Source organism: Nocardia sp. NPDC005998 (assembly GCF_040614395.1).
GTDB lineage: Bacteria > Actinomycetota > Actinomycetes > Mycobacteriales > Mycobacteriaceae > Nocardia.
On record NZ_JBEXUI010000020.1, the window covers coordinates 73,598 to 87,682 of the forward strand.

12 protein-coding genes and 1 pseudogene are annotated in these 14,085 nt (G+C 65.4%); 10 read left to right on the plus strand and 3 right to left on the minus strand.

The window, feature by feature from the left end; genetic code table 11:
* The first annotated feature begins 68 nt into the window (after positions 1-68).
* Positions 69-665, plus strand: coding sequence for a hypothetical protein (locus ABZ293_RS24925; RefSeq protein ID WP_355184297.1), 597 nt, complete (start codon positions 69-71; stop codon positions 663-665).
* On the plus strand, positions 656-1,564 hold the full coding sequence (locus tag ABZ293_RS24930; protein ID WP_355184299.1) for a universal stress protein: 909 nt from the start codon (positions 656-658) through the stop codon (positions 1,562-1,564). Before ABZ293_RS24925 ends, ABZ293_RS24930 begins: the two co-directional genes overlap by 10 nt.
* A 108-nt stretch (positions 1,565-1,672) precedes the next feature.
* Here ABZ293_RS24930 and ABZ293_RS24935 read toward each other — a convergent pair whose 3' ends face one another.
* Positions 1,673-2,119, minus strand: coding sequence for a CBS domain-containing protein (locus tag ABZ293_RS24935; RefSeq protein WP_354952364.1), 447 nt, complete (start codon positions 2,117-2,119; stop codon positions 1,673-1,675).
* 201 nt (positions 2,120-2,320) lie between these two features.
* Between ABZ293_RS24935 and ABZ293_RS24940 the strand changes: the two are divergent.
* From ABZ293_RS24940 to ABZ293_RS24975, 8 genes and pseudogenes are all read left to right on the plus strand, one after another.
* A pseudogene (locus ABZ293_RS24940) lies at positions 2,321-2,497 on the plus strand (hypothetical protein); the annotation flags it as partial.
* 206 nt (positions 2,498-2,703) lie between these two features.
* Positions 2,704-6,669, plus strand: coding sequence for a trehalose-phosphatase (gene otsB / locus ABZ293_RS24945; protein WP_355184301.1), 3,966 nt, complete (start codon positions 2,704-2,706; stop codon positions 6,667-6,669).
* A 138-nt stretch (positions 6,670-6,807) separates the two neighbouring features.
* Positions 6,808-7,770, plus strand: coding sequence for an ABC transporter ATP-binding protein (locus tag ABZ293_RS24950; RefSeq protein ID WP_355184303.1), 963 nt, complete (start codon positions 6,808-6,810; stop codon positions 7,768-7,770).
* Positions 7,767-9,368, plus strand: a complete 1,602-nt coding sequence (locus tag ABZ293_RS24955) for a hypothetical protein (RefSeq protein ID WP_355184305.1) — start codon at positions 7,767-7,769, stop codon at positions 9,366-9,368. Before ABZ293_RS24950 ends, ABZ293_RS24955 begins: the two co-directional genes overlap by 4 nt.
* A 153-nt stretch (positions 9,369-9,521) precedes the next feature.
* The gene (locus ABZ293_RS24960; protein WP_355184307.1) at positions 9,522-10,862 is read left to right on the plus strand and encodes a wax ester/triacylglycerol synthase family O-acyltransferase; all 1,341 of its coding nucleotides are present in this window, start codon (positions 9,522-9,524) and stop codon (positions 10,860-10,862) included.
* 166 nt (positions 10,863-11,028) lie between these two features.
* Positions 11,029-12,138 carry a CapA family protein gene (locus tag ABZ293_RS24965; RefSeq protein WP_355184309.1) on the plus strand — a complete coding sequence of 370 codons (1,110 nt, stop codon included), beginning with the start codon at positions 11,029-11,031 and terminating at the stop codon, positions 12,136-12,138.
* Between the two features lie 159 nt (positions 12,139-12,297).
* On the plus strand, positions 12,298-12,663 hold the full coding sequence (locus ABZ293_RS24970; protein ID WP_355184311.1) for a hypothetical protein: 366 nt from the start codon (positions 12,298-12,300) through the stop codon (positions 12,661-12,663).
* A gap of 3 nt (positions 12,664-12,666) precedes the next feature.
* On the plus strand, positions 12,667-13,080 hold the full coding sequence (locus ABZ293_RS24975; RefSeq protein WP_355184313.1) for a hypothetical protein: 414 nt from the start codon (positions 12,667-12,669) through the stop codon (positions 13,078-13,080).
* On the opposite strand, the gene ABZ293_RS24980 is transcribed toward ABZ293_RS24975, so the two are convergent.
* Positions 13,048-13,641, minus strand: a complete 594-nt coding sequence (locus tag ABZ293_RS24980; protein WP_355184315.1) for a hypothetical protein — start codon at positions 13,639-13,641, stop codon at positions 13,048-13,050. The genes ABZ293_RS24975 and ABZ293_RS24980 overlap by 33 nt on opposite strands.
* A complete protein-coding gene (locus tag ABZ293_RS24985; RefSeq protein ID WP_355184317.1) occupies positions 13,641-13,802 on the minus strand; it encodes a hypothetical protein in 162 nt (53 codons plus the stop codon). Before ABZ293_RS24985 ends, ABZ293_RS24980 begins: the two co-directional genes overlap by 1 nt.
* Between the last annotated feature and the right edge of the window lie 283 nt (positions 13,803-14,085).

A 14,085-nucleotide genomic window follows, 5' to 3' on the forward strand; every position in this document is an offset into this window, starting at 1 on the left:
TCTGCCCACCGATCCGACCGAGCGGGATGCTCGAAGTTGTGTTAACGCCGTCGATAGAGGTGCCACAGATGTCTGCTGCCATCCCGCTCCACGACTCGTGGACCCGCCTCGTCCGGCTGTGGTTGCTGCTGCTACGGAGCCCGCGCAGGCCGATGCGCCTATTGGGTCGATACGAAACCCTGCTGCGGATCGTCGTATCGCTCGCTGTGGTCCTCGCCGTGCCGATGGCGGCGGCGATCGGCACCGCCACCTACACCTCCCAGGCCGCCCGTATTCAGACCGAACAGGCGACGAAATTCGTGGTCGATGCGACGGTCACGACCCCGCCGGTATGGACTCCGGCACGTCGTTTCGAGGCGACGGTGCAATGGAACGACAACGGCCGAGAAGGTATCGGGATCGTGCCGGTGCCCCGCAGTGCGGCCCTCGGCAAGGATGTGCCGGTGTGGGTCGGACCCGACGGCGCTCCGACGTCCGCCCCACCGCGCCTGGCCGCGGCAGCATTGGCCGGTCTCGGCGCGAGCTTGGTGGTACTGGCCGGTGTCTGGTTGAGCGCATGGTTGTTGCTGCGCGGCGGGGGCTGGCTGCTGTCTCGGCAGCGGAGCACCGGATGGGCCCAGCAGTGGCGCAATCTCGGTCGCCCGGTCGCCGAGGAATGCCCGTGACAGGCGAGCCTGTTTCGCATACCACAGCACTGGATAAGCCGATCCTCGCGGCAGTCGACGGGTCGGCGAACTCATATCAGGCCGCGGCCTGGGCAGCCGTCGAAGCCGCGCTGCACCACAGGCGCCTACATATCCTCACCTCGGTAGCGATTCCCACCGGCTTCGGGCCGGGTGCGCTGCTCACCGACGACGATACGGAGTGGCTGCGTCGCGACGGCGAGCGCATCGTCACCGAGGCCACTCGTGTGGCGCGAACCGCCGCGCCGGGGGAAGACCTCGCGATCACCACCGAGGTGACGTTCGAGCTGGTCCCGATGACGCTGATCGAGCGCTCCACCCATGCCGGAATGTTGGTGGTCGGCAGCCGGGGCCTCGGTGCCTTCCAGCGTGGGCTGCTCGGCTCGGTCAGTACCGCCGTCACCCATCACGCGCACTGCCCGGTCGCGGTGATCCACGGAATATCGGCGATCGACGCGGTGTCGGCGACCCAGCCGGTGCTGGTCGGCGTCGACGGCAGCGCCAACAGTGTGCCAGCGGTCGAAATCGCCTTCGAGGAGGCCTCCCGCCGCAAGGTTGACCTCATCGCCCTGCACGCCTGGAGCGACACCAGCGGATCGGACCTGCCCGTCGCTGGGTGGGATGCCGCCCACGATGTCGCCGAGGCACTGCTCTCGGAGAGCCTCGCAGGCTTCGGCGAACGCTATCCGGATGTAACGGTGCACCGGATCACCGTGGCCGACAGGCCCGCCCGCGCACTGCTCGACCGATCGGGAAACGCCCAACTGGTTGTCGTCGGTAGTCACGGCCGCGGCGGCTTCTCGAGCATGCTGCTCGGCTCGACCAGCAATGCCCTTCTGCATGCGGTCGAGGTCCCGGTGATCGTCATTCGCTCACGCTGATCGGGCCCAGTAGTAGGTCCCGCGCAGGATCGTTGTGTGGCATCGCTGGCCCTCCCAGGCACTCCGAATTTCGTAGCACCCAGCCTGCGATTCTGCGATCCGGGCGGATCAAGCGTCGGCGACACTCGGGAGGTTCGGGGCGCAAACCGCCTCGACGAACTCGCCGACTGTCGCCTCGGACAGGTGTCGTGCCAGGTCGGCCTCGGTGATGATGCCGGCAAGCAGGCCGTGTTCGGTCACCGGGAGCCGTCGGATCCGAAATCGTTCCATGAGTGCCACCACATCGTCGATATCGGTATCGATTTCGACCGTGTGCAACTCGTCGGCACCCTGTGCCATTTCACCTGCGGTGGTCGTCTTCGGATTCGCGCCGACCCCGACAACCTTGACGATGATGTCGCGGTCGGTCACGATGCCGACGGGACACCCCTCACCGTCGCAGATCGGCAGCGCTCCGACGTCGTACCGGAGCATGCGCTGCGCGGCGGTGTCCATGGTGTCGCGCACGCCGATGCGTTCCACGTCGGACCGCATGATGTCTTGGGCTGTAGTCACGATGGGCCTCCTTGTGGCTGGTTTCGGCATCTCCGCTCATCGTTCGATGGTGGCGTTGCGGGCGAGCAGGGCCGAAGATCTTGGCCAGGCTTCAGCGGCTCGGCGATGACGTACGGGCCAGGCCCGCCGCATCCTGTACCGGATCTCCGGTCCTCATAGAATTGTCGCCGAAAAGGCAGGTCGCATGTTCGATAACGGCAACTGGCTCGCCCGAATCACCACCACCACGGCGCCGTCTCGGTGGTGCTGATCCTGTATGTCGGCGCGGTCTCTCTCTTCGAGGGCATTCTGAAGTTTCTGCGGCCGGATGCGCTCGGCACCGGCCGGTTCGACAAGATCGATATCCCGGCGACGAGATTCATTGCCTCACTCGACGGGTATTCGAAATCGCCGGGGCCATTGGTCACCCGCTGGACGGGCGATCGGCCCTGCCGACGCCGCACGTGGGGGCGCACAGTGGTGCTACCTACCGGACCGGTCCGCAGTATGCGCCGGTTCGTGATGTCGAGGAGATGCCCGAGATGATGTATCGGTACGACCACGATCTCGATGGGTGGAGCTACGCCTGGACCCAGGCTTGAGCCGTGGACGCAGGCGAGCAGACCGCGCAATTGATCGACGCGCGCCGATATGACGCGGTGATCTTCGATATGGACGGTGTGGTCACCGACAGTGCCTCGATGCACGCCGCGGCGTGGACCGAACTGTTCGATGACTTCCTGGCCGCTCGCCCCGCCGGGCCCGGGCAGGATCACTCTCCGTTCACCGCGGCGGACTACCAGCGCTTCGTCGACGGCAAGCCGAGATACAGCGGTGTCGCGGATTTCCTCGCCGCACGCGGTATTTCGCTGCCCTGGGGCGATCCGTCCGATCCGGAGAATGCCGACACCGTCTGCGGCCTCGGCAACCGGAAGGATCATCTGTTTCGGGATCGGTTGGCCCACAGCGGCGTTCCGGTCTTCAAGTCCACCGTCACATTGGTGCGTGAACTGCACGACGCGGGGATCGGTACCGCGGTCTTCTCGGCCAGCCGCAACTGTGCCCAGGTGCTCACGGCGGCCGGGATCGGGGACCTGTTCGCGGTGCGTGTCGACGGCATAGTCGCCGAAAGCCTGGGGCTGCCGGGAAAACCCGATCCGGCCATGTTGGTCGAGGCGGCTCGGCGGCTCGGCGCAGAGCCGGGCCGGACGGTCGTCGTCGAAGACGCCGAAGCGGGGGTCACGGCCGGTCGGCGGGGCGGTTTCGCTCTGGTGATCGGCATCGACCGAACCGGGCACGCCGATCAACTGCGTTCGCACGGCGCCGATGTCGTGGTTGCCGATCTGGCCGAGGTACGGGTGCGCGCCGGGTTCCGGCGCATGTCGGAGATTCCCGATGCGCTGGAATCCTGGCCCCGGATATCAGCCCTGCTCGATACCGCGAATGTGGCCGTGCTGATGGACTTCGACGGAACGCTCGCCGATATCGTGCCCGATCCGGACACCGCCGCCCTCGTCGAAGGCGCGGCGGCCGCGATCACCGAACTCGCCGGTGTCTGCCCAATTGCGATCATCAGCGGTCGCGATCTCACGGATCTGCGGAAACGGGTAGGGCTGGACGGGATCTGGTACGCGGGCAGCCACGGCTTCGAATTGCTCGATCCCGACGGCGGCCACCATGTACACGACGCGGCACCGGCCACCGAGCACGCCATCGCCGCTGCCGCAGACGAGCTCACCCGTCGAATGGCCGATACTCCCGGAATTCTGGTGGAGCACAAGCGATTCGCCGTCGCCGTGCACTATCGCAATGCCGCGCAGGAGGTTGCGGCCCGCGTGATCGGAGCCGTCCACGCGGTCGCGCAACAGTCCGGACTTCGCATCGCCAACGGTCGCAAGGTGACCGAACTGCGCCCCGATACCGACTGGGACAAGGGTCGGGCGCTGGATTGGATCCTGGATCAGCTGCCCCACCCGGAGCTGCCGATCTACCTCGGCGACGATCTTACCGATGAGGACGCCTTCGACGCCGTTACGGCACACGGCATCGGAATCGTGGTGCGCCACAGCGAGGATGGCGATCGGCGCACAGCAGCACGGTTCGCAGTGGACGGTCCGGGCCGAGTCAGGAAACTCCTCGACCGGCTGGCCGGGACCATGCACCGCGAATCCGATGCGGATGCGGTCGATGCCTGGACACTGGCCTTCGACGGCTATGACCCCCACACGGAGAAACTCCGCGAAGCACTCTGCACGGTCGGTAACGGCTACTTCGCCACGCGAGGTGCCGCACCGGAAGCACGGGCCGGGGAGCACCACTATCCCGGGACTTACGCCGCCGGTATCTACAACCGGCTCACCGACGAGATCTCCGGGCGCACAGTCGCCAACGAGAGTCTGGTCAACCTGCCGAACTGGCTGCCGGTGTCGTTCCGGATCGAGGACGGCGACTGGTTCGATGTCGACACCGCCGAATTGCTGTCCTATCGACAGGAACTGGACCTGCGTCGGGCAGTGCTCACCCGCCGCTTTCGGTTCCGCGATGCCACGGGCCGGATCACTGCGGTCGAGCAGCGACGGCTGGTCGCCATGCACCGGCCGCATGTCTGTGCGCTGCAGTCGACGGTCGTCGCCGAAAATTGGTCGGGACGCCTGGTGATCCGCTCGGCGCTCGACGGGGCCGTGCGCAATTCGTTGGTGGAGCGTTATCGGGGGCTGTCCGGCGATCATCTCACCGTGGTCCGGGCGAGGAAACTGTCCACGGATTCGGTATTGCTGGCGGTGCAGACCAGCAAATCCGGAATTCCGGTGGCGCTCGCTGGGCGCAGCAGGATCCTGCGGAACGGGGAAATTATCGACCGGGCGGGGGAATTCGTCGAACAAGATGGAGCGATCGGACATGATTTCACCATCGAAGTGACCGCCGGGGCGGGCGTCACCCTGGAGAAGATGGTCACCATCTGCACCGGACATGATCACGCGGCTTCGACGCCGGAGGAGGAGGTCGTGCGCTGGCTGAGTGTCGAGGGCGGGTTCGAGCAACTGCTCAGCGGCCATATCGCGGCCTGGGAACGCCTGTGGGACCGGCTGTCCATCGAACTCGAAGACCGCAAGAACGCGGTACGTGTCCTGCGTCTGCACCTGCTGCACCTGCTGCAGACGCTCTCGCCCAATACCGCCGACCTCGACGTCGGTGTCCCGGCGCGCGGATTGCACGGTGAGGCGTATCGCGGACACGTGTTCTGGGATGAACTGTTCGTCTTCCCGGTGCTGAACCTGCGGTTTCCTGCCCTGACCCGCGCATTGCTCCGGTATCGCCACCGGCGGCTGCCCGAGGCTCGACGCGCGGCACACGAGAACGGTTACGTCGGAGCGATGTTCCCATGGCAGTCCGGCAGCGACGGGCGCGAGGAAAGCCAGCAGTTGCATCTGAATCCACGATCCGGGCGGTGGAATCCCGACCCGAGCCAGCGGGCGAATCACATCGGTATCGCGGTTGCCTACAACGTGTGGCAGTACTACCAAGTCACCGGCGACCGCGAGTTCCTACGCGAATGCGGTACCGAGATGTTGGTGGAGATCGCCCGGTTCTGGGCCAGCATCGCCACCTATGACACCACCCGGGACCGCTACCGAATCCGGGGGGTGATCGGTCCGGACGAGTTCCATTCCGGCTATCCGGCAAGGCCTTTCGACGGCATAGACGACAATGCCTACACCAACATCATGGCGGTCTGGGCGATCCGGCGCGCGCTCGACGCCCTGGACCTGCTCGCGCCCCGGGAACGCGCCGAACTGCTGGAAACCCTCGGTGTGGCGCCATCGGAGCCGCAGCACTGGGCAGACGTCGGCCGCCGCATGTACGTGCCGTTCCACGACGGCATCATCAGCCAGTTCGAGGGCTACGACCAACTGGCCGAACTCGATTGGGCGCACTACCGGCAACGGTACGGCGACATACAGCGACTGGACCGAATACTGGAGGCGGAGGGCGATGACATCAATCGCTACCGGGCCGCTAAACAGGCCGACGTGCTGATGCTGTTCTACCTGCTGTCCTCCGACGAATTACGGGAACTCCTTGCAGAACTCGGCTACGACCTGCCCGCTCCGATGATCCCGCGCACCATCGACTACTACCTCGCCCGTACCTCACACGGTTCGACCCTGAGCAGCGTCGTACATTCTTGGGTGCTGGCCCGCGCCAACCGGGACCGCGCCATGGAGTTCTTCGACAGCGTCCTCGAATCCGATATCGGTGATATCCAGGGCGGCACCACCGCCGAGGGCATCCACCTCGCTGCAATGGCCGGCAGCATCGACCTATTGCAACGCTGCTTCACCGGACTCGAAACCCGTAGCGACCGTTTGATATTCGCGCCACACTGGCCGCCCTCCCTCGGCGCGCTGACATTCCCGATCACCTACCGCGGCCACCGACTCGGAATCCGGATCAGCGGTGCAGGCATAGAGGTCCGATCGCAACCGGGAGATCTGCCCCCCATCCAGATCGAATGCCGAGGCCAGCTCGAACACCTACCCCCCGGCTGGACCTTCCGAGTCCGCCCCTAGCCCCAGCAGCCCCCTGCGTCACCAGACCCCTGGACAAGCGATCACCATGCGTTCATGCAGGTAAACGTCGAGAGCGCACCAACACCAGCGCATTCTCGACTGATGGGTCGTGGTGGTTGGTGGGCGGGTGGGAAGAGAATGGGGGTGGCATCCGGGGGTGGAGGGAGGTGCGTTGTGGGTGTTATCGAGGCGACGGGGTTGACGAAGCGATACGGTCGGACGTTGGCGCTGGATCGGCTTGATGTGGATATTGCTGGGGGTGAGATCTATGGGTTTCTGGGGCCGAATGGGGCCGGGAAGACGACGACGATCCGGGTGCTGCTCGGGCTGCATCGGCCGACTGCGGGCACGGCGCGGATTGCGGGGTGCGATGCCTGGGCGGATCCGGTCGCGGCGCATCGGCATTGTGCTTATGTGGCCTCCGAGCCCACCTTGTGGCCCGCGCTGACCGGCGCCGAAACGCTGGACTATCTGGCGAATCTGCGGGGTGGATGCGATCGCGCCTACCGCGACGTGCTGATGAAGCGGTTCGATTTCGACGCGGACAAGAAGATCCGCGCCCTGTCCAAGGGCAATCGGCAGAAGGTGCAGCTGGTGGCGGCCTTCGCCACGCGCGCCGAGATCCTGATCCTCGACGAACCGACCTCCGGGCTGGATCCGCTGATGGAGGCGGCGTTCCGGGAGACCGTCGCCCAGGCGAAGGCACGTGGTCAGACGATCTTCCTGTCCTCCCATGTGCTCAGCGAGGTCGAGGCGGTCTGTGATCGGGTCGGCATCCTGCGCGCGGGTCGGCTCATCGATGAGGGGACGATGGCCCAGCTGCGGCATCTGTCGGCCCGCAGCGTCGAGGTGAGTTTCGCCGAGCCCGATGTCGATATCGAACCGCTTCGCCGTCTCGATGGTGTCGAAGTCGCCGACCGCGCCGATCATCAGCTGGCACTGCAGGTGCGCGGTGATATGGGACCGCTGCTCGCCGCACTCGCCGGTATGCCGGTGGTGACCCTCGACAGCCGGGAACCGAGCCTGGAAGAGATCTTCCTCATCCACTATCACCACGAGACCGCCGATCCCGACCCGATCGCATCCGAGGCGGACCGATGAACGCGGCCGTGCGCGGCTGGGCGGTCATGGTCGGCGCCAGGCTGCGCGCCAACCGGATGTCGCTGCTCGTGCTGACGGTGCTGATGGCGGTGCTGTGCACCGCACAGCTACAGGCATTCGTCTCGGTATTCCCGGACAAGGCCACGCGCACAGCGATACTCGGACCGTTCGTCAACAACACCGCACTTCGGGTGCTGTACGGCTACCCCTATGACATCGCAGATCCGGCGGGCTGGGTCGCGTGGCGCAATATGACCTTCGCCGGAATCATCATGGCGATGTGGGCCGCGATCATCACCACCGGGGCGCTGCGCGGCGAAGAGGACGCTGGCCGTGGCGAATTGGTGCTCAGCGGTCTGCAGCCGCGGCGGCGGTGGTTCGCGGCGGTGCTGACCGCCACGGCGCTGCAGGCCGTGGTGATCGGCGCGGTGAGTGTGACCGCCTTGGCGGCCGACGGTGTCGCACAGCATCTGGTCACCTTCGCCAACTGTGTGGAACTCGGCCTCCAGCTGGTACTTCCAGCATTGCTTTTCGCGGCGATCGCGGCGCTGACCAGTCAGCTGGCAGGCACCGTCCGGGCGGCACGACTGCTGGCCGCCGGAATTCTGGTGGCCGCCTTCATCCTGCGCGCACCCGCCGATATCGGCGTCGGAATTCCGTGGCTGCGCTGGGTGACGCCGCTGGGCTGGTTCGAACTGTTGCGTCCACCCGCCACGCCGTCGCCGCTGGTGCTCACCGTGATCGCGGTGGGAATCGTTGTGCCCATAGTGATTTCGCTGCCGCTACTGGCGATGCGGGACATCGGAGCCGGTGTGCTGCCGGTGCGCGACAGCAGACCGGCCCGCCGGGCGCTGTTGGGTGCGTCGTGGCAGGCGGCGCTGCGCGACGAGGCGGCGCATCTGGGTTTCTGGCTGGTCGGTACGGCAACCTACGCATTGCTGATGGGCGCCATGGTGAAGACCGCGCTGGACTTCCTGCGCCGCGCACCGGTGTATGCCCAGTTCTTCGGCGATAAGATCGCCGTCGACGGCTTCATCGCCGCGTTCTATTCCCTTATCCAGCTGATCGCAGCGCTGCTTGCGGTGACATTGCTGGTCGCCGCGCGCGGTGAAGAAGCCTCGGGACGGCTGGAGATCGTGCTGGCGATGCCGCGCTCGCGCATTGGCTGGCTGTGTGGTCGGGCGCTGCTGGCCGTCGGTCTGGCGATGGTGGTGTGCGTGATCGCGGCGGCGGCGATCTGGACGGGTGCGGCGGCGACCGGCGTGCGGGTCGGCATCGGCTCGCTGTTCGCCGCGGCGGCCAACAGCCTGCCACTCATCGTGGTCACCGTCGGCGTCACCGCAGCGGTGCTCGGCGTGGCGCCGCGTGCGGTCGCCTTTGTCTACGCGCTGGTGGCGACCGTCTTCCTGTGGGACGCACTGGGCAGCGCGCTGAAGGCGCCGAACTGGTCGCTGCAGCTGAGCCCGTTCCACGCGCTGGCCCGGGTACCGATGCAGCAGTTCGCACTCGCGCCCGCACTCTGGGTCACGGCGATCGGGCTTGGATCCTTCGGTGCCGCGCTGTTCGCGTTCCGTCGCCGCGACCTGGCGATGGGCTGAGCGCACGGCGGTCGTCGTACGGAGGGCCAACGTCACCGTCCCCGGTTACCTTGGCATCTCACCTCGAGGCCGACCCGGATCGGACAATTGCTGTCGTAGGCAGTTTCCCAGCCGACGGCGGGGCCTCGGCGGCTGCCGGGATAGGCATCGGCGATGACCGGATTGGGCCCGCTGGATTCGGGTTTCATGGAATTGGAAGACACCGACCGCCACATCAGCCTCGGAATCGCTGCGGTGGCGATCCTCGCTGGTCCGGTGCCTACGCGCGAGCAGTTCACCGCGGCGATGACCAGCGGCTTGGACCGCAATATCCGGCTCCGCCAGCGAGTGCGCCGGGCCACCTTGGATCTCACCGCGCCGGTATGGGAGGACGATCCGAATTTCGATTTGGCACATCACCTCCGGTGGACGGCCCTACCGACGCCCGGCGATGAGGCGGCGCTGCGCGAACTGATCGCGACCGAAATCGAGGAAAGACTCGACCGCGACCACCCGCTGTGGCAATGCGTCGTCATCGAGCATCTGGCAGACAACCGTTGGGCGCTGATGATCAAGGCCCACCACACGATGGTGGACGGAATCTCCGGAATAGGCCTGTTCAAGAGCTTCTGCGATCCGGAATCCGGCACGAGTGCACCGCGCGCGACCACCGGGCCGCCCCGGCGAATCGGTGTGTTCGGACTGGCGGCCCATGGCATTCGCTTGTCGATTGCGGCACCGCGACTGGCCGTCGACACGGCGCGTGCCCTGATTCCGGTCGTGTACGCGGCCGTCACGCCGACCGCTGAAACCTCCTTCAACGGTCCGATCGGCCGACAGCGGCGCTACGCCGTCGCCCGGACATCGCTGGCGGACATCGGGGAGATCCGTGCCGCGTTCGCCGTGACCGTCAACGATGTCGCCCTCGCCGCGATCGCATCGGCCTACCGAACCGTGCTGCACAAACGCGGCGAGGAACCGACCGCCGACAAGATCCGCATTCTGATCCCGGTGTCGATGCGCCATGAGGACGCGAAATATGTTCTCGACAATCGGGTTTCGGCCATGCTGCCGTATCTGCCGATCGAGGTCTCCGATCCGGTCGAGCGGCTCGACGCCGTCCACGAGCGCATGTCACGGCACCGGTCGAGCGGTGCGGCGGAGGCCGAGAAGTCCCTGCTCTCGATGGCGGGGTGGGTCCCGTTCGCGCTCATCGCGTGGACCCTGCGGCTGGCGATGCACTACCCCCAGCACGGAGTCAGCGCCCTGGCCACAAATGTGCCCGGTCCGCGGCGGCGGTTATCGCTACAGGGCCACGAGGTCCTGGAAATCCTCCCGTGCATCCCGATCGCCATGCGACTACGCACCACCATCGCGATCCTCAGCTACACCGACCAACTGACCTTCGGCATCACCGGCGACTACGACACCACCCCCGATATCGATCTGATCGCCGAGGGCATCGAGCACGGGATCGCGGAACTGCTGGAGCGAGCCCGCATGCCACGGGGGTGATGCACCATCTATCCCGGCCCGGCACAGGGGAAGAGCTCGGCGCAGCGCGGATCACGTCCGTGCTGGGTCGCTTCGTTCATCCGCCACGAGGCCCTCGAACTCTCGGAGTCCGATCGGGTCGGTGCGATGGTGGTGGTGCCGACGGAACGACAGTGGGTGGTTCGGTGTGGTCGATGATCCGGTGACCGTATTGCTGGGCGGTGACGTCATGCTGGGTCGTGGCGTCGATCAGATCCTGCCGCATCCCGGAGACGCGACATTGCGCGAACCTCACGTCGATGACGCCCGTATCTACGTCGAGCTGGCCGAGCGGGCGAACGGGCCGATCCCGCACCCCGTGGACTTCGGCTGGCCGTGGGGTGACGCGTTGCCCATGCTGGAGACTCTCGCACCCGATATCCGGTTGCTCAATCTGGAAACCACGATCACCGCGGACGGTGACTTCGCCGACTACAAGGGTGTTCACTATCGGATGCATCCACACAACCTTCCGGCGCTCACCGTGATTCGGCCCGACGTGTGCGCGCTGGCCAACAATCACATCCTCGATTTCGGTTGCCGCGGAATGAAAGACACCCTCGACGCACTGGCGACCGCGGGAATCCACGGCGTCGGGGCCGGAGCCGACGCCGAAACCGCGCTGCGACCGACGGTGTTGCCCCTCCGCAACGAACATCGGGCCGTAATCGCGGCCATCGCGGCGCGGTCGAGCGGTGTTCCCGGATCTTGGGCGGCCCATGACGACCGTCCGGGTGTGTGGTTGATCGACGACTCATCGGCCGACGACGTCGCGGCAAAGGTGTTGGCGCACAAGCACACCGGAGATATCACGGTCGTGTCCGTGCACTGGGGGCCGAATTGGGGCTACGGGGTGGGGCCGAGTGAAATACAGTTCGCGCATCGGTTGATCGATGCCGGTATCGATGTCGTACACGGGCATTCCTCGCATCATCCCCGCCCGATCGAGATCTATCGTGACCGGCTGATCCTGTACGGCTGCGGTGACATCATCAATGACTATGAAGGCATCGGGGGCTATAAGTCCTACCGAACCGACCTGAGGCTGTTGTATCTCGCGTCAATTCATCCCGGTGATGGACCGGCGGCATTGCGACTGCTGCCGTTTCGGGTGCGGCGCATGCGTCTCGAGCGGGCCGCCCGGGTCGACGCGCAATGGTTGTGCACCACGATCGAGCACATCAGTCGCCGGTTCCGGACTCGTGTGCTGCGAGAAGGCGAGGATCTGCCGATCGTCGAGCCGAAACCCCTCGGGTGACCTGCAGCGTTGGGGTAGGCGGTGTTCGGCCGATGGTCCGTGGCCGAAGAGTGAGGTGGAGGCAATGCCCACCCATGGGTTGCTATCGCCGACTGCGCACGTGACGGAATCTATTCGTGCTGGCCGACGAAGTCTCACCTGAGGAAAGACAGGTATCTTTTGCATCTCATCGCTGTCATTGCGCTGACCACAGTCATCGCCGGGCTCCTGGTGCGCCGGTTGGTGATTCCGGAGCGGCGTCGCAGCCAGGCGCCGCTCCCGAACGGGCCGCAGGAGCGGATGACGGATCTCGTTCATGCTCGGGTGCGTCCGGTATGGGTGCGTGGTCTGTTCATCGCACTCACCGCGCTCTGGTCGGCGCTGCTGATCACCGAGATCGCAACGAATCCGCACCCGAGCAATGTGCTGCTCTATGTCTATCTGCTCGCGCTCGCCGCTTCGGCTGTCAACCTCACCACGATCCATCTCCAATGGCGGTTCGCGGACGGAGTCCTCGACGATCTTGCCCACACTGCGGGTAGGTGAATCATGGTCGCGATCATCATCGCGCTCGTACCGGTCGTTGTCGTATCTGTATTCGTGTGGCGATATATGCGTCCTGTCCGAGTGTTCGAATCTGCCGACAGAGGCACAAATCGTGAAATCGGCCGCGCATTGAAAGCTCGCCAGTTACCCCCGGACGCGACCGCCGAATCATGGATCCCGCGCCTGGAACAAGCGCAAAATGCAGCCTCGCGCCAGCGCGTGCTCTATACCGGGCTCGCCGCGGTATTCATGGTGCCGCTCGCCACTGGACTCGGAGGCGGCCTGCATCCGACAGATTGGCGGCTGTACTGGTATGCCGTGTCGATCGTCGGCTGGGCATGGGCCGCATACGTCGCATACCGCAACGCGCGCACCGCCGATCAGCTATTGCGCCAACTCGGTCAGCTCGCCGTCTGACTCGTCATCCCTGCCGGTTTCCGGTGCTGGCGAAGTGCTGTCGTTTTGTCGGGTATGTCGGATGCCTCGCCATCCGAGTGGGAGTTGGACGCGGCCTATCCGGATGTCACCGATGAGTTGCGCATAGCCTTCACGGACCTCGCCGAGATGGACCCACGCCGAGTGCCGAAGCTCCTCACAGTCGGAGTGCAGCACCGTCCACCACGCCTCGGCATAGGTCTTCGCGACATGGCTGATCACCTCACCAAAGGAGTGCGTGTGGCGACGGGCGCACCGGCTATGGCGGACATAGAACACCGCCCAAGAATTGATCTTGTCGATGACCTTCGAAATATCCGCATGCAGGGCTGCCTCGGTGACGTCGGGCGGACGCCGAGGATTCAAAACCGCCGAAATAAGGGCGGCATGTAAATCGCCCAGTTCCCTCGCCCACGCGATCAGCGGAAACGGCTCGGCAAGGCGCCCGGCAATCGCGGCCAACAGTCGATCCGGCGACAGCAGAAATGCTGGATCATTCACCGGATCCTCCCGCGCCTCCGCCATACCCGCGTCCTCGGTCATCACATGTCCTTCATCGCGGGTCGAGGTTTCAGGCGCGCCAGATAGTCCTTTATCAGCAGGCCGTCGTAGTCGCCACCTCGAGCGATGCGCGTCGAGATGATGGCGGCGGCGTCAGAAAGGCCGGTCATGCGAAGCGCAGATCGGATGGTGCCCTCGAGCAAGTGATGATTTCGGTGGGCGGCGCGTACCGCTGGTCGGCGACGCCGACACGCTGGCCGCTACTCGTAGTGAGCAGGTTCGACAGGCCATAGGCGCAAATTCGAATGTGGAGTTCTGATGCTCGTTGTTCGATGACCGCCTCAGCGGGATAGACGTGCTGTTTCATAGTTGATTGCTCGACTGATTCGAGGTTGCTGGTTGACGCAACGAAGTACGCCGCTGTGACTCGGCGCACAATGCTAGTACTGACTGCGCACTCAGTCAACGACCGGGTTGGCCAGTCGG

Excerpts from the sequence above, each read along its gene's own strand:
- ABZ293_RS24980 (WP_355184315.1), bottom strand. The coding sequence starts at position 13,641 with ATGACCGAGGACGCGGGTATGGCGGAGGCGCGGGAGGATCCGGTGAAT.
- ABZ293_RS24960 (WP_355184307.1), top strand. The coding sequence starts at position 9,522 with ATGACCGGATTGGGCCCGCTGGATTCGGGTTTCATGGAATTGGAAGAC.
- ABZ293_RS24955 (WP_355184305.1), top strand. The coding sequence starts at position 7,767 with ATGAACGCGGCCGTGCGCGGCTGGGCGGTCATGGTCGGCGCCAGGCTG.
- ABZ293_RS24925 (WP_355184297.1), top strand. The coding sequence starts at position 69 with ATGTCTGCTGCCATCCCGCTCCACGACTCGTGGACCCGCCTCGTCCGG.
- ABZ293_RS24950 (WP_355184303.1), top strand. The coding sequence starts at position 6,808 with ATGGGGGTGGCATCCGGGGGTGGAGGGAGGTGCGTTGTGGGTGTTATC.
- ABZ293_RS24975 (WP_355184313.1), top strand. The coding sequence starts at position 12,667 with ATGGTCGCGATCATCATCGCGCTCGTACCGGTCGTTGTCGTATCTGTA.
- ABZ293_RS24930 (WP_355184299.1), top strand. The coding sequence starts at position 656 with ATGCCCGTGACAGGCGAGCCTGTTTCGCATACCACAGCACTGGATAAG.